General features: G+C 68.8%; 17 protein-coding genes and 1 pseudogene. 4 read left to right on the top strand and 14 right to left on the bottom strand.

From position 1 onward, the window contains the following. The first annotated feature begins 36 nt into the window (after positions 1-36). The 3 genes from ABD866_RS02230 to ABD866_RS02220 all read left to right on the top strand — a co-directional run bounded on the left by ABD866_RS02230 (position 37) and on the right by ABD866_RS02220 (position 2,378). On the top strand, positions 37-687 hold the full coding sequence (locus tag ABD866_RS02230; protein ID WP_345060793.1) for a phasin family protein: 651 nt from the start codon (positions 37-39) through the stop codon (positions 685-687). A gap of 194 nt (positions 688-881) precedes the next feature. Continuing rightward, entirely contained in the window at positions 882-1,547 is a 666-nt protein-coding gene (locus ABD866_RS02225; RefSeq protein WP_345060791.1) for a TetR/AcrR family transcriptional regulator, read from the top strand. A gap of 54 nt (positions 1,548-1,601) precedes the next feature. Continuing rightward, positions 1,602-2,378 carry a tetratricopeptide repeat protein gene (locus ABD866_RS02220; RefSeq protein ID WP_345060789.1) on the top strand — a complete coding sequence of 259 codons (777 nt, stop codon included), beginning with the start codon at positions 1,602-1,604 and terminating at the stop codon, positions 2,376-2,378. 703 nt (positions 2,379-3,081) lie between these two features. On the opposite strand, the gene ABD866_RS02215 is transcribed toward ABD866_RS02220, so the two are convergent. From ABD866_RS02215 to ABD866_RS02170, 10 genes and pseudogenes are all read right to left on the bottom strand, one after another. After that, positions 3,082-3,849, bottom strand: coding sequence for a type III pantothenate kinase (locus ABD866_RS02215; protein ID WP_345060788.1), 768 nt, complete (start codon positions 3,847-3,849; stop codon positions 3,082-3,084). Positions 3,850-3,961: 112 nt separating this feature from the next. After that, a complete protein-coding gene (locus ABD866_RS02210; RefSeq protein WP_345061014.1) occupies positions 3,962-4,399 on the bottom strand; it encodes a rhodanese-like domain-containing protein in 438 nt (145 codons plus the stop codon). A gap of 174 nt (positions 4,400-4,573) precedes the next feature. Beyond that, positions 4,574-5,074, bottom strand: a pseudogene (locus ABD866_RS02205) (MBL fold metallo-hydrolase); the annotation flags it as partial. Positions 5,075-5,163: 89 nt separating this feature from the next. Beyond that, positions 5,164-6,132: a M48 family metallopeptidase gene (locus ABD866_RS02200; RefSeq protein WP_345061013.1), complete on the bottom strand. Its 969-nt coding sequence runs from the start codon at positions 6,130-6,132 to the stop codon at positions 5,164-5,166. 162 nt (positions 6,133-6,294) lie between these two features. Next, the gene (locus ABD866_RS02195; protein WP_345060786.1) at positions 6,295-7,041 is read right to left on the bottom strand and encodes a lysophospholipid acyltransferase family protein; all 747 of its coding nucleotides are present in this window, start codon (positions 7,039-7,041) and stop codon (positions 6,295-6,297) included. 70 nt (positions 7,042-7,111) lie between these two features. Beyond that, positions 7,112-7,684: a D-glycero-beta-D-manno-heptose 1,7-bisphosphate 7-phosphatase gene (gmhB, locus tag ABD866_RS02190; protein WP_345060784.1), complete on the bottom strand. Its 573-nt coding sequence runs from the start codon at positions 7,682-7,684 to the stop codon at positions 7,112-7,114. 76 nt (positions 7,685-7,760) lie between these two features. Then, entirely contained in the window at positions 7,761-9,947 is a 2,187-nt protein-coding gene (gene glyS, locus ABD866_RS02185; RefSeq protein WP_345060782.1) for a glycine--tRNA ligase subunit beta, read from the bottom strand. Continuing rightward, a complete protein-coding gene (locus tag ABD866_RS02180; protein ID WP_345060780.1) occupies positions 9,944-10,258 on the bottom strand; it encodes an antibiotic biosynthesis monooxygenase family protein in 315 nt (104 codons plus the stop codon). The genes glyS and ABD866_RS02180 overlap by 4 nt, the downstream gene beginning before the upstream one ends. Beyond that, complete coding sequence (gene glyQ, locus ABD866_RS02175; protein ID WP_345060778.1) at positions 10,258-11,163, bottom strand: glycine--tRNA ligase subunit alpha; 906 nt, start codon at positions 11,161-11,163, stop codon at positions 10,258-10,260. The genes ABD866_RS02180 and glyQ overlap by 1 nt, the downstream gene beginning before the upstream one ends. 480 nt (positions 11,164-11,643) lie before the next feature. Further along, entirely contained in the window at positions 11,644-12,714 is a 1,071-nt protein-coding gene (locus tag ABD866_RS02170) for an asparaginase (RefSeq protein ID WP_425549534.1), read from the bottom strand. A gap of 207 nt (positions 12,715-12,921) precedes the next feature. Between ABD866_RS02170 and ABD866_RS02165 the strand changes: the two genes are divergently transcribed. Beyond that, positions 12,922-13,845, top strand: a complete 924-nt coding sequence (locus ABD866_RS02165; protein ID WP_345060776.1) for a LysR family transcriptional regulator — start codon at positions 12,922-12,924, stop codon at positions 13,843-13,845. A gap of 40 nt (positions 13,846-13,885) precedes the next feature. Here the strand turns inward: ABD866_RS02165 and fabB are convergent, their stop codons facing one another. The 4 genes from fabB to ABD866_RS02145 all read right to left on the bottom strand — a co-directional run bounded on the left by fabB (position 13,886) and on the right by ABD866_RS02145 (position 18,312). Further along, positions 13,886-15,106, bottom strand: coding sequence for a beta-ketoacyl-ACP synthase I (gene fabB / locus ABD866_RS02160; protein ID WP_345060774.1), 1,221 nt, complete (start codon positions 15,104-15,106; stop codon positions 13,886-13,888). Continuing rightward, positions 15,103-15,624, bottom strand: a complete 522-nt coding sequence (gene fabA, locus ABD866_RS02155) for a bifunctional 3-hydroxydecanoyl-ACP dehydratase/trans-2-decenoyl-ACP isomerase (RefSeq protein WP_345060771.1) — start codon at positions 15,622-15,624, stop codon at positions 15,103-15,105. The genes fabB and fabA overlap by 4 nt, the downstream gene beginning before the upstream one ends. A gap of 145 nt (positions 15,625-15,769) precedes the next feature. Next, complete coding sequence (gene lnt, locus ABD866_RS02150; protein ID WP_345060769.1) at positions 15,770-17,440, bottom strand: apolipoprotein N-acyltransferase; 1,671 nt, start codon at positions 17,438-17,440, stop codon at positions 15,770-15,772. Beyond that, a complete protein-coding gene (locus tag ABD866_RS02145; RefSeq protein ID WP_345060767.1) occupies positions 17,440-18,312 on the bottom strand; it encodes a CorC family transporter in 873 nt (290 codons plus the stop codon). The genes lnt and ABD866_RS02145 overlap by 1 nt, the downstream gene beginning before the upstream one ends. Between the last annotated feature and the right edge of the window lies 1 nt (position 18,313).

The following is an 18,313-nucleotide window of genomic DNA, read 5'->3' as shown; positions in this document are numbered from 1 at the left end:
CACCGGCTTACCCGTTCACCCATACCGGAGGTCCCCATGGTCAAGAAACTGCAGAAACTCAGCAACGACAAGAAGAAGGGCAGCAACTCGCAGCTGTCGAACACCGTCAAGGATTCGGCCCAGCAGATCTGGCTGGCGGGGTTGGGCGCCTTTGCCAAGGCGCAGGTCGAAGGTGGCAAGGTGTTTGAAGCACTGGTCAAGGAAGGCCTGACGCTGCAACGCAAGACCCAGGCCGTGGCCGAAGAAAAGATCTCCGAAGCCACGAGCCGCGTGAGCACCATGGCCAACGACATCGGCTCGCGCGCCGCCGGCCAGTGGGACAAGCTGGAAACCATTTTTGAAGACCGCGTGGCCAAGGCCTTGGCCAAGCTGGGTGTGCCCTCGGCACGTGACCTCGAAGCCCTGAGCGCCCGTGTGGACGCGCTGGCCAAGAGCGTGGGCAAGGCAGCCCCCAAGGCAGAAGCCAAGCCCACCGCTGCTGCCAAGAAGGCCGCCCCTGCCAAGAAAGCCGCTACCAAACCCGTGGCCAAAAAGGCTGCTGCCGCCAAGCCCGCTGCCGTGAAGCCGGCTGCCAAGAAGGCCGCCCCGGCCAAGAAGGCCGCCGCCAAGCCCCGCGCGCCCTTCCCCAAGGTGGCCGCTCGCACCGAGGCCGCTGCCGAGACGGCCGCGACGCCTGCAGCCAACTGATCCCGCGGCGGGCGCTTGCGCCCTGCCCGCCCCTGAAGGCCGTCCCGCTCCACGCGCGACGGCCTTTTTTGCGCCTGCCCCCGGGTTGACCACGAGACGTGGCGCGCGCGCACGGTGCCCGGCCCGGGCGCTGCTGCGTTAGAGTAGCCACACCGTTACCGCCCACCACGAGAACCGCCAAGGGGACAGCACGCATGGTCAAAAAAGCGCCCAGACGCACGGCCGAACGCATCCTGGAAGTCACGCTCGACCTGTTCAACCGCTTCGGCGAGCCCAACGTCTCGACCACGCTGATCTCGGCCGAACTGCGCATCAGCCCGGGCAACCTGTACTACCACTACCCGGCCAAGGACGAGCTGATCAACGCGCTGTTCGACCGCTACGAACGGTCGCTGAACGAGCTGCTGGGCGCGGCCGACGGCGTGCGCAACGTGGAGGACGCTTGGTTCTTCATGCACACGCTGTTCGAGCTGATCTGGCAGTACCGTTTTCTGTACCGCGACCTCAACGACCTGCTGTCCAAGAACCGGCGGCTCGAGACCGCTTTCCAGGCCATCCTCAAGAACAAAACGCGCGCTGTGCGCTCCATGCTTGACGGCATGGGCCGCAACGACACGCTGCACATCGACCCGCGCGAACTCGAAGCTACGGCCACCAGCATGGTGGTGGTGCTCACCTACTGGCTGAGCTTCGAGTACGTGCGCGACCCACGCCGCGCGCTGGAGCCCGACAGTGCGCAGGCCGCCCTGTTGCGCGGCGCGCACCATGTGCTGAACCTGCTCATGCCCTACCTTGAAGCCGAACAGCGCCTGCACCTGCTGCGCCTGGTGGGCGCGTACGCACCACAGGCCGAGGGCTGAGCCCGTACCCGACCACAACCACAACAAACCAACGAACCGTACAGGAGACACACCATGGCCAAATGGACCGCCTTCCCCCACGCCGGCGCCTACCGCTTCGACGCCGCCAGTGCCAAAAAGCACTGGGCACGGCTGCACACGGGCGATGCGGAGCCCTGCCCCAAGGATGCGGCACTGCTCGAAGCCTGGGCCCTGTTCCACAACGGCGACTTCGAAGGCGCCACCGCCGCCGGGCTGGCGCTGGGTGGCCGCGGCATCACCGTGGCCAACAAGGCCACGGCCATCTACGCCAACTACCTCGAACCCAAAGAGAAAACGCGCCTGGACCTGTTCATGACCGTGGCCGAGCGCGCCCAGGCGCAGGCCGCCGAAACACCCGACGACGCCAACGCCCACTACTGGAACGCCTACGCCCTGGGCCGCTACAGCCAGGGCATCAGCGTGGCCAAGGCGCTGGCCCAGGGCCTGGGCACCAAGGTCAAGGAATCGCTGGAGCGCGCCATTGCCCTGGAGCCCAAACACGCCGACGCCCGCATTGCGCTGGGCGCGTTCCATGCCGAAGTCATCGACAAGGTGGGTTCGCTGATTGGCGGCATGACCTACGGCGCCAAGAAGGACGTGGGGCTCAAGCTGTTTCAGGAAGCGATCAAGCTCAACCCCGGCTCGGCCATCGCCATGATCGAGTACGCCAACGCGCTGGTGATGCTGGACGGCGACAAGAAGATGAAGGAAGCCACCGCGCTGTACGAGAAAGCCGCCGCCTGCACGCCCCAGGACGCGATGGAGCGTCTGGATGTCGAGATGGCGAAGGCGGAACTCGAAGAGGAGTAAGGGGCATCCCCCTGAGGCGCTGCGCGCCTTCCCCCTTCTCTCGAACGGCTGCGCCATTCGGGAAGGGGGACGCAGCCCTCGCTGCGGGGCGGCCCTTGCTCGGCTGCCCTGGCCTTGGGCCGCGCCAGTGGTGGAGGGCGTGACGAAGCGGGGCTGTGGGGTGCCGGGCTTCGCCGGCCCAGGGCGGCGCAGCCTCCCGGCCGAACTTGGCGCGCTGTGGTTTGCCTCAGAGCGCTGGTGCCCCCGCCGGGCCGAGCGCAGCGATGGCCCGTCTCCCTACCCCCTTCAGGATGCGCCGAGGAGCGAAGCAACTGGGGTGGCCTGCGTGCCGTAGGACACGCAGGCTTCGTCCTCTAGCTCGCCGCATTTGTCCGAACGCAGTGCTGCAAGCGCGAAGTGAGTTATGCGGCGCACCCCAGGCGCGAGCACCGCAGGTTGCCCGGAGCGAAGCGCAGGGTCGCAGCCTGTAGGGTCGCCTTCTTTTGCCTTCTTTTCTTGGCGAGACAAGAAAAGAAGGTGCGCCACCGGGCGCACATCCCGGCACCGGACCACAGGAAGCCCCAACGGCACACTACCGCCAACCCAAGAAGTGCTATGAATTCAATAGCTGCTCGTGCTTAAGAAACAAAGGCGGTGAACCAACCGCTTGGCAGGGCCGCGCGGGGAGGCGGCCCGGAGGTGGGACTTGGCGGCGCGGCAGCGCTCAGCCGCCGAAGCGGCCCGCGGCCATCTGCAGCAGGCCGTCGAAGATCAGGTTGTCCACCAGCTCGAAGGGGCGTGTCATGCTGGGGGCCATCTTCCAGCCGGCGCCGCCGGTCATCACGCACGCGGGCTCTTGCCCACAGTGGGTGCGCAGGTGCTGGAACATGCGCTCGACCGCGCCGGCGATGGCGTAGGTGCCGCCGCTGGTCAGCGCGTCGCTGGTGTTGGTGGGGAAGGTGCGCACCTCGCCCGTGGGCACGTGCAGGCCAGCGGTGCCCGATTCAAGCGCGCGCAGCATGATGCCGTGGCCCGGCAGGATGAGCCCGCCCAGGAAGCGCCCCTCGGTGTCGATGCATTCCACCGTGACGGCGGTGCCGACCATGACCACGACGATGGGCCGGGCTGGGCCCTGTGCGAGCACATGGTGGCGCGCGCCGACCATGGCCACCCAGCGGTCGGCGCCCAGGCGGGTGGGATGGTCGTAGCCGTTGGTCAGGCCTGCTTCGGTGGTGGACGACACCACCCATTGCGGCGCAATGTCCCACAGCTCCATCTGCTCTTCGACCCGGCGCTTGACGGCATCGCCCGCGACCACGCAGCCCAGCATGCGGGTGGGCGCCGGCAGATCGGCCCACGGACCTTCGGCCAGGCGGTCGATGTGGTCCAGAAACTCCGCCCCCTGCGCGAGCGCGGTGGCTCCGGGGCGGGGCGCGTCGTACAGCGCCCACTTGAGTCGGGTGTTGCCGACGTCGATGGCCAGAAAAGTCATGGCGCGGATTATCCCGAGTTTGCACGCCCGGCCGTGTCGCCCGCACGATGCCCGGGCACGCGCGGGCGCCGGGCACCCGGCAGAGGGGATGCTGCGTGCGGCGCGACCGCGCTCAGCCCTGCCGCCAGGGCAGGCCGCGCAGGCGCCAGCCGCCTTTGCGGCCGCGGTGGGCCTGGCTGTCAGGGTCGCCCTCGAAGCCTTCGAGGATGTTGTAGGCCACCACGCCCAGTTCGGTGGCGCGGCGCGCGGCGGCCACCGAGCGCACGCCGCTGCGGCACAGCAGCACCAGCGGCAGGCCGCCCGCGGCGGCTTCGCGGATCTGCGCGTCGAACGCCGGGTTCATGGCCATGCCGGGCCATTGCTTCCAGGCCACGGGCACGGCACCGGGCACCTGGCCCACCCATTCGCGCTCGGCGTCGGTGCGCACGTCCACCAGCACGGCCTGGCCTTCCTGCACCCACTGCCAGGCGAGCGCGGGCGGCACGTCGCCCGCGTAGCCTTCGGCCGTGCGCGGAGCCGACAGCGCCGCGCCATCCACGTCGTGGCGCAGGCCCGAATGCAGGTTGGCGGGCACGGCTTCGTCGATGCGGCGCGGCCGCGGCAGTTGCAGGCTGTCCATCAAGGCGATGAATTCGGCCTCGCCGCGGCCGGCCACGCGGGTGTTGCCCGCCTTCTCGGCCCCGATGCTCGAATGGCTGCGGCCCTGGTAGTCGTGGCCGGGCCAGACGGTGGTGGCGTCGGGCAGTGCGAACAGCACCTGGGTGATGCTGTGGTACAGGGCGGCAGCGCTGCCCGACTGGAAGTCGGTGCGGCCACAGCCGTTGATGAGCAGGGTGTCGCCCGTGAACACATGGTCGCGCCACACGAACGACATGCTGCCCGCCGTGTGGCCAGGTGTGTGCAGGGCGCGCAGGGTTTCGCCGCCAAAGGCCAGCGTGTCGCCATGCTGCAGTTGCACGGCGGCCGTGCCGATGCCGCAGGCCGCGGGCACAGCCGTGCGGCCGCCCGTGTGTTCGGCCAGGCGCGCGGCGCTGGTGATGTGGTCGGCGTGGGCGTGGGTTTCGACGATCCAGCGCACCACCAGGCCCCGGCCTTCGATCACGGCCAGGTCGCGTTCGAGCTGCTCGTCCACGGGGTCGATGACCACGGCGTCGCGCGTGGCGGGGTCGTGCAGCAGGTAGGTGTAGGTGCTGGACGCGGGGTCGAAAAGCTGCAGGGGAATCATGGGCAACACCTCGGTTCAGGGCCGCGGGCAGTGCACCGTGCACGCCCGCGCGCAACGCCGCCGATTGTGCCCCGGCCGCTGCGCAGCGCCTATTCCCACAAGGGCGCGGGCTGGTCGCGCAGCGCGGCACGCAGGCGGGCGTAGTCGGGCACGACCTCGGCCACCGTGTCCCAGAAGCGCGGGCTGTGGTCCATCACGCGCAGGTGGGCCAGCTCGTGCGCCACCACGTAGTCGATGAGCGCGGGCCCGTAGTGCATGAGCCGCCAGTTCAGGCGGATGGAGCCATCGGCCTTGGCACTGCCCCAGCGCGTCTGCGCGCCCGACAAGCGCAGTGCCGTCCAGCGCACCCCCAGCAGCGGGGCAAAGTGGTCGAGCCGCTCGGTGAAGTGGCGGCGCGCCTCGCGCATGAGCCAGGCGTGCACCAGGTCGCGAATCTGCGCCTCGGTGGCATGGTGCGGCAGCGCCAGGTGCAGCGCGGGCTGTCCGGTGGCGGCATCGGGGGCCAGGGCGGCGCCGCGGCCGGCAAAGCGGTGGGCCGGGTCCAGCCGCAGCGCCAGCGGTGCGCCCAGGTAGGGCAGCGTGCCGCCGTCGGCCCAGCGGATACGGCCGTCTTCCTGACGCGCGCGGCGGGCCTGCGCGTCGGTGAGCTTGCGCAGGATCCAGTCCTGCTTCTCGCGCACGGCGGCATCGACACCGGCCAGCGTGACCCAGCGCGGCGCACGCACCGACAGGCCGTCGGCCCCCACGGTAAAGCCGATGCTGCGCCGCCGCGCACGCTGCAGCGCAAAGGCCACGGTGGCGTCGCCCAGGCGGATCTCGCGGTTGGCCTGCGGGTGGCGGAACTCGGCCGGGGCCAGCACCGCGGGCAGCGGCACGGCAGGCGCGGCGTTTGCTATGAAATCAGGAGCTGCTTGTGCTTGATTTTCAAGCACGAGCGGCCGATTGGGCCCTGAAGTTTGGGAGGAACGGGGCGCAGGGGGCGAAGGGGACGCAGGAGGCTGCGCCACCGCAGGCGGCGCGTCGAACAAGTCCAGCACCAGTTGCACCAGCCGCTGCATCAGCTCAACAGTCCCCAAGGGCCCACAAAAACGCACGCAGCTTTTGCCACTGGCACGGCCCAAGCCAGTGGCCGCCGCGCAAGGGCCGCCCCGCCGCGCTGGCGGCGTCCTCCTTCCCGAATGGCGCGGCCATTCGAGAGAAGGGGGAAGGCGCGCAGCGCCTCAGGGGGTTGTCTTGTAAGCATCGGGGTCGAGGCGGCGCATCTCGGCCTCGATCCAGTCTTCGACCTCGCGCATCAGCTCGTCGGGTTGGCGGCCAGTGCTGGGAATGGGCGGGCCGATCGACACATCCACCACACCCGGGCGCTTGATGAAGGCCTTGCGCGGCCAGCACTTGGCCGAGGTGACGGCAATCGGCACCACGGGCGCGCCGGTTTCCACGGCAAGGCGCGTGCCGCCGGTTTTGTACTGGCCCTTCTGCCCGCGGGCCACGCGCGTGCCTTCGGGGAACATGATGATCCAGATGCCCTGGGCCAACAGGTCTTTGCCCTGGGCCACCACCTTGTTGAAGGCCTGGGCGCGCTGGCTGCGGTCGATGTGGATCATGTCGAGCCGGCCCATGGCCCAGCCGAAGAAGGGCACGTACAGCAGCTCCTTCTTGAACACATAGGCCAGCGGGTGCGGCATGATCGTCGGCATCAGGAAGGTCTCGTACGTGGACTGGTGCTTGAGCAGCAGGATGGCCCCGCTGCGCTCGCCCTGCGGCAGGTGTTCCATGCCCGAGACGCGCACTTGAATGCCCATGAACCAGCGCGCGCCGTCCATCGACAGCTTGAGCCAGGCCACGGCGATGCGGTACAGCGGTACGCCGCGCACGCCCACAAGCGCCGCCAGCAGGATGGCAATGGCGTAGGGCACGACGGTCACGCCCATCCAGAGCAGGTGAACGATGGATCGGATCAGGGCCATGGTGGTTTCGGAGTGAAATAGGCCGTTTGTGCTTCAGAATAAAGCACGAGCAGCTATCAAAAACATAGCATCAGGCGGCACGACCAGCCGGCGCGGGCGCGGCCAGCAGGGCATCGACAAATGCGCCCAAATCGGCATGCACCTGCGCCCCGGCCGGACAGCCCGGCGGCAGCGGCTGGCCCGGCGCGCAGTCGGCGGCCGCGCCCGTGCACACCAGGTGCAGCACGGCGCCCAGCGCCGCACCGGCCTGCAGGTGGGCGCTGCAGCTGCCGACCACCTGCACCTCGTGGGGTTCGACGCCGTAGCGCTCGACGATCTGCTCCAGCAGGCCCGGCGCGGGCTTGCGGCAGTGGCAGTCTTCATCGGCCGCGTGCGGGCAGAAAAAGATCGCATCGATGCGCCCGCCCAGTGCGGCCAGCTGTCGCTGCAGGCGCGCGTGGATGGCGTTGAGCGCCACCACATCAAGCAGGCCCCGGCCCAGACCCGGCTGGTTGGTGGCCACGGCCACATGCCAGCCCGCATGGGCCAGGCGCGCCACGGCTTCGAGCGCGCCGGGCAGCGGCGTCCACTCGTCGGGCGTGGTGATATAGCCGTCCACCAGCGGGTTGAGTGTGCCGTCGCGGTCGAGGATCACAAGCTTCATGGTGGCGGCTCCGGGGTGCGCAACGGTACGCTGGGCCATGGACGATGGGCAAAGGCCTCGGGGGTTGGCCCGGGCCTCAGGCCGCGAGGCTTGCGAGGTCGGCCACGCGGTTCATCGCCTCGTGCAGGCGCTTGAGCAGGCCCTGGCGGTTCAGGCGCAGATCGAGTTGCTCGGCGTTGACCATCACGTGCTCAAAGAATGCATCCACCGGCGCACGCAGCGCGGCCAGCGTGCGCAGCGAGGCGGTGTAGTCGCCCGCGGCAAACTGCGCGTCGGCCTGCGGGCCGGTGGCCTGCAGCGCGGCGTACAGGGCCTTTTCGGCGTCTTCCTGCAACAGCACCTCGCTCACGTGGGCATCGACCTCGCCCGCCTTCTTGAGGATGTTGCCCACGCGCTTGTTGGCCGCGGCCAGTGCGGCGGCTTCGGGCAACGCGGCAAAGGCGCGCACGGCTTCGAGGCGCTTGGCCACGTCGGCCAGGCGCTGCGGGCGCAGGGCCAGCACGGCCTCGACCTCCTGGGCGCGGTAGCCCTGCTCGCGCAGGCTGCCGGCCAGGCGGTCGTAGATGAAGTCGGACAACGCGGCCGTCGGGTCGGTGATCTTGTCGCCAAAGGCTGGCACGGCGCAGTGCAGCAGCTCGTCCAGGCCCAGCGGCAGGTCTTTTTCGGCCAGCATGCGCACCACGCCCAGCGCATGGCGGCGCAGCGCAAACGGGTCTTTGTCGCCCGTGGGCAGGTTGCCGATGCCGAACATGCCCACCAGGGTTTCGAGCTTGTCGGCCAGGGCCACGATCAGCCCCACATGGTCGCGCGGCAGTTCGTCGCCCGCAAAGCGCGGCTTGTAGTGGTCTTCGATCGCATGCGCCACTTCCACGGGCAGGTTGTCGTTGGCCGCGTAGTAGCCGCCCATGATGCCCTGCAGCTCGGGGAATTCGCCCACCATGTCGGTCAGCAGGTCGGTCTTGGCCAGTTGCGCGGCCATGTCCACGCACGAGCGCAGGTAGTCGCGCGCGATCTCGCCTTCGGCCGAGGCCAGCACCGCATGCTGCGCCACGATCTGGCCGAACACACGCTCGGCGATGGCGTTGGCGATGGCGCGCACGCGCTGCATGCGCTCACCCTGCGTGCCCAGCTTGTTGTGATAGACCACCTTCGAGAGCCCCTCGACGCGGCTGGCCAGCGTCTTCTTGCGGTCCTGGTCGAAGAAGAATTTGGCGTCGGCAAGGCGCGGACGCACCACACGCTCGTTGCCGCCGATCACGGCGCTTGCATCGTCGGGGCGGATGTTGCTCACCACCAGGAAGCGGTGCGTGAGCTTGCCCTGCGCATCCAGCAGCGGGAAGTACTTCTGGTTGGCCTTCATCGTCAGGATCAGGCACTCCTGCGGCACTTCGAGGAACTGCTCCTCGAACTGGCAGACCAGCACGTTGGGGCGTTCGACCAGGGCTGTCACCTCGTCGAGCAGGGCCTCGTCTTCGATGGGGCGCACGCCCCCCCCCACCTGCTGGGCTGCGGCCTGCAGCTGGCGCACGATCTCGGCGCGGCGCTCGGCAAAACCGGCGATCACCGCGCCATCGCGCGCCAGGGTTTCAGCGTACTGGTCGGCATGGGCGATGGTCACGCGCGGCAGCGCGGCTTCAAAGCGGTGGCCGGTGGTGGTGTTGCCCGCCGTGAGCCCCAGCACCTTGACGGGCACCACCTCGGCCCCGTGCAGCGCCACCAGGCCGTGGGCCGGGCGCACAAAGTGCACGCTGCTCCAGCCCGGCAGCTCGCAGTCGGTTTCGAGCTGGTAGGTCATGACCTTGGGGATGGGCAGCTTGGCCAGGGCTTCGTCCAGCGCCTTTTGCAGGCCCGCGGCCAGCTCGGCACCGGGCACGATGCTGTCGTAGAACAAGGCTTCGGCCTTGCCGTCGGGCGCGCGCTTCAGGGCTGCCACGGCCGCGGCCGGGTCGCTCACGTCGGCCCCCAGGGCCTGCAGCTTCTTGAGCAGCGCGGGCGCGGCCTGGCCGTCGGCCGTCAGGCCCACGCTCACAGGCATGAGCTTTTGCTGCACCGCCTTGTCGGCCGCACGCGCGAGCACGGCCGTCACATGGGCCGCCAGGCGGCGCGGCGACGCAAACGGCGTGACCACGGAGGCGGCCGAGGCCAGCCCCTGGGCACGCAATTGGTCGGCCAGCACGCTGGCAAACGCGTCTCCGAGCTTGCGCAGCGCCTTGGGCGGCAGTTCTTCGACAAACAGTTCGACGAGAAGGTTCTGGGTGGTCATGCGATGGATCCGCTCTCGGACGGAAAGACCGGGCTGTAATGCAGCACGGTCGGAAACGGGTCATAAAAATGGTGCAGCAGCGCGCGCCATTCCTGGTACTGCGGCGAGCCGCGAAAGCCCTCGGTGTGGTCCTGCAAGGTGGCCCAGCGCACCAGCAGCACGTACTGGTGATCGTGCTCCAGGCAGCGCTGCAACTCGTGCCCCCCGTAGCCGGGCATGGCGGCGATGATGCGCTGCGCCTGGGCAAACGCCTGCTCGAACGCGGCCGCCTGGCCGGGCCGCACCTGCAGGGTGGCCACCTCCAGGATCATCAGGCGGCCTTTTTCGGGATCTGCGCCACCCACTCGCGCGGCGCCATCGGGAAGCCCAGGCGCTCGCGACTTTCGTAGTAGCTCTGGGCCACGCTGCGCGCCAGGTTGCGGATGCGGCCAATGTAGGCGGCGCGCTCGGTCACGCTGATCGCGCCGCGCGCATCCAGCAGGTTGAAGGTGTGGGCGGCCTTGAGCACCTGCTCGTACGCGGGCAGCGCCAGCTGCTGCTCCATCAGGTGCTTGGCCTGCTTTTCGTGCGCACCAAAGGCGGTGAACAGGAATTCGGCATCGCTGTGCTCGAAGTTGTAGGTGGACTGCTCCACCTCGTTCTGGTGATACACGTCGCCGTAGCTCATGGTGTCGGTCCACTTCAGGTTGTAGACGTTGTCCACGCCCTGCAGGTACATGGCCAGGCGCTCCAGGCCGTAGGTGATCTCGCCGGTGATGGGCTTGCAGTCGATGCCGCCCACTTGCTGGAAGTAGGTGAACTGCGTGACCTCCATGCCATTGAGCCACACCTCCCAGCCCAGGCCCCAGGCGCCGAGCGTGGGGTTCTCCCAGTCGTCTTCCACGAAGCGGATGTCGTTCTTTTTCAGGTCGAAGCCCAGCGCCTCCAGGCTGCCCAGGTACAGCTCCAGGATGTTGCTGGGCGCGGGCTTGAGCACCACCTGGTACTGGTAGTAGTGCTGCAGGCGGTTGGGGTTCTCGCCATAGCGGCCGTCCTTGGGGCGGCGGCTGGGCTGCACGTAGGCGGCCTTCCAGGGCTCGGGGCCCAGGGCGCGCAGGAAGGTGGCGGTGTGCGAGGTGCCCGCTCCCACTTCCATGTCGTAGGGCTGCAGCAGCGCGCAGCCCTGCGCGTCCCAGTAGGACTGCAGCTTCAGGATGATTTGCTGGAAGGTCAACATGCGGCGAGGTGAGGTGTCTTGGGCGCTGGCAGGACCAGGGCCGGAATGAGGGAAGAACGAACACGACAAACGGCCCATGAGCCGGCGCGCGCCCGCGCACAGGGCAGGCCCCGCACGCAAACCAGTGATTTTACGGCCCGGCGCCCACGGCCAAGGCGCGCCGCCACGCTGCGCCCCGGCCCGCCCATGAAAAAAGGCCGGAGCCCTTTTGGAGCCCCAGCCTTTCCCACCGATCACGCGCGCGGTCTGCCGGTGCGCACCGGGGGCCGCCCATGCGGGCAACCGTCGGCGCATCACGTTCAGTGCGCCAAGTCATCTCATACCTTCCTCACACGGAACTAGCCGTTGCCGCCGCAGCGGGCGCGGCCCCTGCCAGTGCCCCCGCGCAAGGGCCGCCCCGCCCCGCTGGGGGCGCCCCCTCCCGGCTCGCGCAGCCAGGCGAGAGAGGGGGAAGGCGCGCAGCGCCTCAGGGGGAGCCTGTCAATACTCCCAGAAGATCCGCTGCAGTTCCTTGCTGTCGTTGGTCTTGGTCAGCGCCACCATGGCCAGGATGCGGGCCTTCTGCGGGCGCAGGTCGTGCGCCACCACCCAGTCGTACTGGTCGTCGGGCTGCTCGGCGTTGCGGATCACGAAGCCGTCGGGCACGCGCGACGAGCGGATGACGTGCACGCCCTTGGCACGCAGCGCCTTGAGCGACTCGACCGCCTGCGCCGCCACCGAGCCATTGCCCGTGCCCGCATGCACCAGGGCTTTCACGCCCGCACGGTGGTAGGCCTCGATGCCCGTGGTGTTCATGTTGCCGTAGCCGTACACGATGTCCACAGCCGGCAGGGCCTTGATGTCGTCGATGTTGAACTCCGACTGCAGGGTGTGGCGCTTGACGGGTGCGCGGAACCAGTAGTTCTTGCCCTCCACCACCATGCCCAGCGGGCCCCACTGGCTCTTGAAGGCCTCGGTCTTGATGTTCACATGCTTGTGCACGTCACGCCCGGTGTGGATTTCGTCGTTCATGCTCACGAGCACGCCCTTGCCACCGGCGTCCTTGCTGGCGGCCACGCTCACGGCGCTGTAGAGATTCAGCGCGCCGTCGGCCGACAGGGCCGTGCCCGGGCGCATCGAGCCCACGAGCACGATGGGCTTGGCCGTGCGCACCGTCAGGTTGAGGAAGTAGGCGGTTTCTTCCATGGTGTCGGTGCCATGGGTGATGACGATGCCATCCACGTCGGCCTGCTTGGCCAGGGCCGACACGCGCTGGCCCAGCTTGAGCAGGTGGTCATTGGTGAAGCTCTCCGAGGCGATCTGGAACACCTGCTCGCCGGACACCTTGGCCACGTTCGACAGCTCGGGCAGACCGGCCAGCAGCTTGTCGACCGGCACCTTGGCGGCGGCATAGGTGGCGCTGTTGGCGGCCGAAGCGCCAGCACCGGCAATGGTGCCGCCCGTGGCGAGCACCACCACATGCGGTTTGGCGGCCTGGGCCAGCGCAGCGGCCGATGCGGCCGACAGCAGCAGGGCGGCGAGGCCGCGGCGGGTGAACGAAGCAGACAACAAGGAAGCGGACAACACGGCAAATATCTCCTGATGGGTTGGCTTGCAGCACGGCGGACCGGAACGCGGCTTGTGCCCGCGCCGCCGGTCGTTCGCACTCCCTGCCTCTTGGTGCAGGTGGGCGCATGCTATGGGACAAGCATGCACACCAAAGCGGAATAATTGGCCTTTTGCTTTGACTTTTACTCACACCCACACCGGAGACGACGCATGAACCTGCGCCAGCTGGAAGTCTTTCAGGCCGTGCTGCAAACCGGCAACATGAGCGCTGCCGCGCGGCTGCTGTGCATCACGCCGTCTGCCGTGAGCAAGGCCGTGGCGCACACCGAGCTGCAGCTGGGCTACCGGCTGTTCGTGCGCACGCGCCAGGGACTGTCGCCCACGCCGGAGGCTTGCGTGCTGGCCACCGAATCGCAGGGCATCCACCAGCAGCTCGATGCCTTGCGACGCACCGCACGCAACCTGGGGGCCAGCGACGAGGGGCAGGTGCGGCTGGCGGCCATTCCGGCGGTGACGCACGAGTTTTTGCCGCGCCTGCTGCAGCGCCACGCCGCCCGCTACCCGCAGGTGGCGGTGGAGGTGCGCACGCTGCACCAAGACCAGATGACGCAGGCCCTGCTCACGCGCAGCGTGGACTTCGGCCTGGGCTTTTATGCGCATCCGCACCCGCAGATCCGCAGCGAGTTGCTGGTCAGCGGGCGCCTGTCGCTGGCCGTGGCCCCGGCGCTGTGGGGCCGGGCACCCCGCGCCGCCACGCTGCGCGCGCGCCTGACGCAGGTGCCGGTGATCCGCCTGGTGGGCGACGATCCGATGCGCCAGTCCATCGACGACATCGCTCAGCGCGTGGGCGCCCCGCTCGCACCGGCCATCCAGGTGCAGACCTCGCGACTGGCGCTCGAACTGGTGCGGCTGGGCATGGGGTGGACGGTGATCGACTTCCTCACCGCGCAGCGGCAGGACCCGGCCAGCGTGGTGACCCAGGAACTGCACGAGCTGGCCCCCATTTCGCTATTCGCCTACCAGGCGCGCAGCGTGCCCGAGGGGCTGGCGGCCACCCGCATGCGTGCGCTGCTGGGGCCGGCCCTGCACGAGGCGCTGCAGGCCGATCCGGCGGGCAAAAAAAAGCCGCTGTGACCTGCACAGCGGCTTGGGCAGCCAGCGTGGAGCGTGCGACTCAGCTGCCCCAGCGGCGCAGCACCAGGCTTGCGTTGGTGCCCCCAAAGCCGAAGCTGTTGGAGAGCACCGTGGTGAGCTGCGCGTCGCGCGTTTTCGTGACCAGCGGCATGCTGCCGAGCGCCGGGTCGGGCGTTTCGACGTTGACCGAGCCTGCAATGAAGCCCTTGCGCAGCATGATCACGCAGTAGATGGCCTCCTGCACGCCGGTGGCGCCCAGCGAATGGCCGGTCAGCGATTTGGTGCTGGAGAACGGTGGCACGGCGTCGCCGAACAACGCCTGCATGGCACGTACCTCTTGCATGTCGCCCACCGGGGTCGAGGTGCCGTGGGTGTTGATGTAGTCGATCGGGCCTTCGATGCCCTGCAGCGCCTGCTGCATGCAGGCAATCGCGCCGTCGCCCGACGGGGCCACCATGTCGGCGCCGTCGCTGGTGGCGCCAAAGCCCACCACTTCGGCCAGGATGGTCGCGCCGCGGGCCTGGGCGTGTTCCAGGCTTTCCAGCACCACGGCACCGCCACCGCCTGCGATCACGAAGCCATCGCGGTTCGCATCGTAGGCGCGCGAGGCGCGCTCGGGCGTGTCGTTGTACTTGCTCGACATCGCACCCATGCCGTCGAACAGCAGCGACATGCCCCAGGACAGCTCTTCACCGCCGCCGGCGAACATCACGTCCTGCATGCCCCAGGCGATCTGCTGCGCCGCCGCGCCGATGCAGTGCGCCGAGGTGGAGCAGGCCGAGGTGATGGAGTAGTTGATGCCCTTGACCTGGAAGTTGGTGGCGAGACACGCCGAGACCGTGCTGCTCATGCAGCGCGTGACCTGGTAGGGCCCCACGCGGCGGATGCCCTTTTCGCGCAAGGTGTCGGCGGCCTCGATCTGGTTGGCCGGCGAGCCGCCGCCCGAGCCCATGATCAGCCCCGTGCGCGGATGGCTCACCTGCGCGGGCGTGAGCCCGGCCTGCGCAATCGCGTCCTCGAGCGCGATCTGCGCATAGGCCGCTGCATCGCCCATGAAGCGCAGCTGCTTGCGGTCGATGCGGGCCTCGATGTCGATCTCGGGCACGCCACCGACCTGGCTGCGCAGGCCCAGCTCCTTGAATTTTTCAACAGCCTTGATGCCACTGGTGCCCGCGCGCAGCGAGGCCTCGACGGTGGCCAGGTCGTTGCCGATACACGAGACGATGCCCATGCCCGTGATGACGACACGGCGCGGGCTCATGCGGCACCTCCGGCTGCGCCCTCCCGCTGGAACAGGCCCACGCGCAGGTCGTTGGCCACGTAGATTTCCTTGCCATCGGCCAGCAGTCGTGCGTCGCCGATGGCCATGTTGAGCTTGCGCTTGATCACGCGCTTGATGTCGATTTCGTACGTGACGAGCTTCACGTCGGGACCGACCTCGCCGGTGAACTTGACTTCGCCCGCGCCCAGCGCACGGCCGCGGCCCGGAAGTTGCAGCCAGGTCAGGTAAAAGCCGATGAGCTGCCACATGGCATCAAGCCCCAGGCAGCCGGGCATGACCGGGTCGCCCTGGAAGTGGCAGTCAAAGAACCACAGGTCGGGCTTGACGTCGAGTTCGGCCACGATCCTTCCCAGCCCGTGCGCACCGCCGTCGCTGTCGATGTGCGTGATGCGGTCGAACATCAGCATGGGCGGCAGCGGCAAGCGGCCGCTGTCGGGCTGGAACAACCGGCCTTCGCCCGAGGCGATCAGCTGTTCGTACGAGAAGGAATCTGCCATTTTCAGTTGTGCTCCAGAGTGGCGGCGTGGGCCGCCTCGTGTTGTGCCTCACCCGGTTCTGTCAAGGTGCGGCCCCTCTATTATCGAGGCAGGGCGCGCCCCTGGGCCGCGGCAGCCCGCAAGCCCCGCAGGGCGCTGATGTGGATCAAGCGCGCCCTCGCCCACGGGACCGCTGCCGCCACCGTGCGCAGGCCAGGGCCAGCAACCCCATCGCCATCCAGGCCGGGGCCAGACCCCAGGGCGCAGCCCAGCGCGCAAACGGCGTGGCCGCCCAGGTGTCAGCGTCGGGTCCACCCCGGCCCTGTACGTCGGCCAGCAGCACATCGCGCGTAAGGCGCGGCAGTGCGTGCGTGACCTGTCCCCGATGGTCGATGACGGCTGTGGCCCCGGTGTTGGTGGCGCGCACCATCGGGCGCTCGAATTCCAGCGCGCGCATGCGGCTGATCGACAGGTGCTGGTCGATGGCCACGCTGTCGCCAAACCACGCGATGTTGCTCACGTTGACAAACACCGTGGGGGACGTTTCCGGCCGGTCGAACCGGGCGGCCAACTCTTCGCCAAACAAGTCCTCGTAGCAGATGTTGGGAGCCCACCGCTCGCCCGCCCAAGCCATGGACGCCTGCCCCACCGCACCGCGGTTGAAGTCGCCCAGCGGGATGTTCATCATCGCGGTGAACCAGCGGAACAGCGGGGGAATGAATTCGCCAAACGGCACCAGGTGGTGCTTGTCGTACTGGTACTCGGCCGCCTCTGGGGCCCAGCCCAGCACCGAATTGGTGTAGCCCTGCTCCGCGTCGCCCAAGGGCACGCCCACCAGCGCGGCCTGCTCACCACGGGCAAAGTGCTCCCGCAGCCCGTCCATGTAGCCGGGCATGAGCTGCTGGGGCAGCAGCGGCACCGCCGTCTCGGGCGCCACCACCATGCGGGCTGGCGTGCTGCGCAGCGCCTCGGCATACCAGGCCAGCGCGAGCGGCACGCCGCTGCCGGGCTGGAATTTCTCGTCCTGCGGGATGTTGCCTTGCAGCAGGGCCAGCGTGTGCACGCGCGCCGCCGCCGCGGCCACGCCGCCATCGGCCCGGGCGTCGTCCAGCGCCCGGGTGCGCGCCACCGTGGCCGCCGCACACACCAGCAGCACCAGGGTCCAGGCCGCCAGCCACGCGAGGCGCTGGCGCGGGTGCATGCGCAGCACGTGCAGGCCTTGCGCGAGCAACATGGCCACCGCCGCTGCCGCGGCACCCACGCCGTACACGCCGACCCATCGCGCCAGCGGCGCCAGGGGGCCCTCAACGTGCGCGTAGCCGCCCGCCCCCCAGGGGAAGCCCGTCCACAGCGTGCCGCGGGCCATTTCGGCGAGCGTCCAGAGCGCTACAAAAAAGAGAGCTGCTCGTGCTTGTCCACGGGACTTGAAACGGCAAAAAAGCCATGAAGCGATGGCGTAGTAGCTCGCCAGAAAGGCCGCCAGCGCAAGCACCGCCGCTGCGGCCAGCGGCGCCGCCAGCCCGCCGTACACATGCATGGAGATGAACAGCCACCAGAAGGTGGCGGACAGCCAGGCCGTGGCAAACAGCCCGCCCCACCATGCGGCCTGCGCGGGCCGCTCGGTGCGCAGCAACACCGCGCACAGCACCGCCAGCGACAGCAGTTGCAGCCACCACAGCGGCGGCGCGCCCGCCACGGTGCCATCGGGCGCTGTCAGCGGGGCGGCCCATGGCCAAGCCAGTGCGCCGGCCTGCAGCACCCCGGCTGCCAGCACCAGCAGCGCCAGCAGGCCCCGCCACGCACCCGATCGGGGGGCGGCGTGCTCGAACGCCGCCATCACGCGTCTTCGCTGGCTTCGGGACGCGACACCTTGAACCAGCGCACGGCACCGCCCTTGGTGTGCAGCACGACGAACTGCAGCCCTTCCAGGGTATGGCTTTCGCCACGGCGGGGCACGTGGCCCATCTCGTGCGCGATCAGGCCGCCAATGGTGTCGAAGTGCTCTTCGCGGTCACTGCCGTGCAGCTCGACGTTGAAGGCTTCGCGCACGCGCTCCAACGGTGTGTCGCCACTCACGCGGTAGGTGCGGTCGGCCAGGCCGAAGATGTCGCCTTCGTCTTCGGCGATGTCGAACTCGTCCTCGATCTCGCCCACGATTTCTTCGAGCACGTCTTCGATGGTCACAAGCCCGGCCACCCGCCCGAACTCGTCGATCACGATGGCCAGGTGATTGCGGTTGCCGCGGAACTCGCGCAGCAGATCGTTCAGACCTTTGCTCTCGGGCACATAAACCGCAGGGCGCAACAAGGCACGGATGTTGAGCTCTGGCGCGCGCTGCAGCTTGAGCAGGTCCTTCGCCATGAGGATGCCAATGATGTTCTCGCGCTCGCCCTGGTACACCGGAAAGCGCGAGTGCGCCGTGCCGATCACCAGGTTGAGCAATTCATCGAACGGTGCGTCGATGTTGACGAGATCCATGCGGGGTGCGGCCACCATCACGTCGCCGGCGGTGCGGTCGGACAGGCGGATCACCCGCTCGAGCATCACGCGGGTTTCGGCGCCGATGACGTCGTTGTCCTCGGCTTCGGCCAGGGTGTCGATCAGTTCCTCGGCCGAGTCGGGGCCGGGGTGGATGAATTCAGCGACTTTCTGCAGGAATGTGCGCTTGTCTTCGCGTTCGGGCAAGCGCGCAGGGTGCGGGTCAGACACA

The sequence above is a fragment of the Acidovorax lacteus genome (genome assembly GCF_039540375.1).
Taxonomy (GTDB): domain Bacteria; phylum Pseudomonadota; class Gammaproteobacteria; order Burkholderiales; family Burkholderiaceae_C; genus Acidovorax_G; species Acidovorax_G lacteus.
This window is presented reverse-complemented; position numbering and strand designations above follow the sequence as displayed.

What these genes read in the sequence shown, in the direction of transcription:
- ABD866_RS02230 (WP_345060793.1), top strand. Translation starts at nt 37, where the DNA reads ATGGTCAAGAAACTGCAGAAACTCAGCAACGACAAGAAGAAGGGCAGC.
- ABD866_RS02225 (WP_345060791.1), top strand. Translation starts at nt 882, where the DNA reads ATGGTCAAAAAAGCGCCCAGACGCACGGCCGAACGCATCCTGGAAGTC.
- ABD866_RS02220 (WP_345060789.1), top strand. Translation starts at nt 1,602, where the DNA reads ATGGCCAAATGGACCGCCTTCCCCCACGCCGGCGCCTACCGCTTCGAC.
- ABD866_RS02215 (WP_345060788.1), bottom strand. Translation starts at nt 3,849, where the DNA reads ATGACTTTTCTGGCCATCGACGTCGGCAACACCCGACTCAAGTGGGCG.
- ABD866_RS02200 (WP_345061013.1), bottom strand. Translation starts at nt 6,132, where the DNA reads ATGCAGCGGCTGGTGCAACTGGTGCTGGACTTGTTCGACGCGCCGCCT.
- ABD866_RS02195 (WP_345060786.1), bottom strand. Translation starts at nt 7,041, where the DNA reads ATGGCCCTGATCCGATCCATCGTTCACCTGCTCTGGATGGGCGTGACC.
- gmhB (WP_345060784.1), bottom strand. Translation starts at nt 7,684, where the DNA reads ATGAAGCTTGTGATCCTCGACCGCGACGGCACACTCAACCCGCTGGTG.
- glyS (WP_345060782.1), bottom strand. Translation starts at nt 9,947, where the DNA reads ATGACCACCCAGAACCTTCTCGTCGAACTGTTTGTCGAAGAACTGCCG.
- ABD866_RS02180 (WP_345060780.1), bottom strand. Translation starts at nt 10,258, where the DNA reads ATGATCCTGGAGGTGGCCACCCTGCAGGTGCGGCCCGGCCAGGCGGCC.
- glyQ (WP_345060778.1), bottom strand. Translation starts at nt 11,163, where the DNA reads ATGTTGACCTTCCAGCAAATCATCCTGAAGCTGCAGTCCTACTGGGAC.
- ABD866_RS02165 (WP_345060776.1), top strand. Translation starts at nt 12,922, where the DNA reads ATGAACCTGCGCCAGCTGGAAGTCTTTCAGGCCGTGCTGCAAACCGGC.
- fabB (WP_345060774.1), bottom strand. Translation starts at nt 15,106, where the DNA reads ATGAGCCCGCGCCGTGTCGTCATCACGGGCATGGGCATCGTCTCGTGT.
- fabA (WP_345060771.1), bottom strand. Translation starts at nt 15,624, where the DNA reads ATGGCAGATTCCTTCTCGTACGAACAGCTGATCGCCTCGGGCGAAGGC.
- lnt (WP_345060769.1), bottom strand. Translation starts at nt 17,440, where the DNA reads ATGGCGGCGTTCGAGCACGCCGCCCCCCGATCGGGTGCGTGGCGGGGC.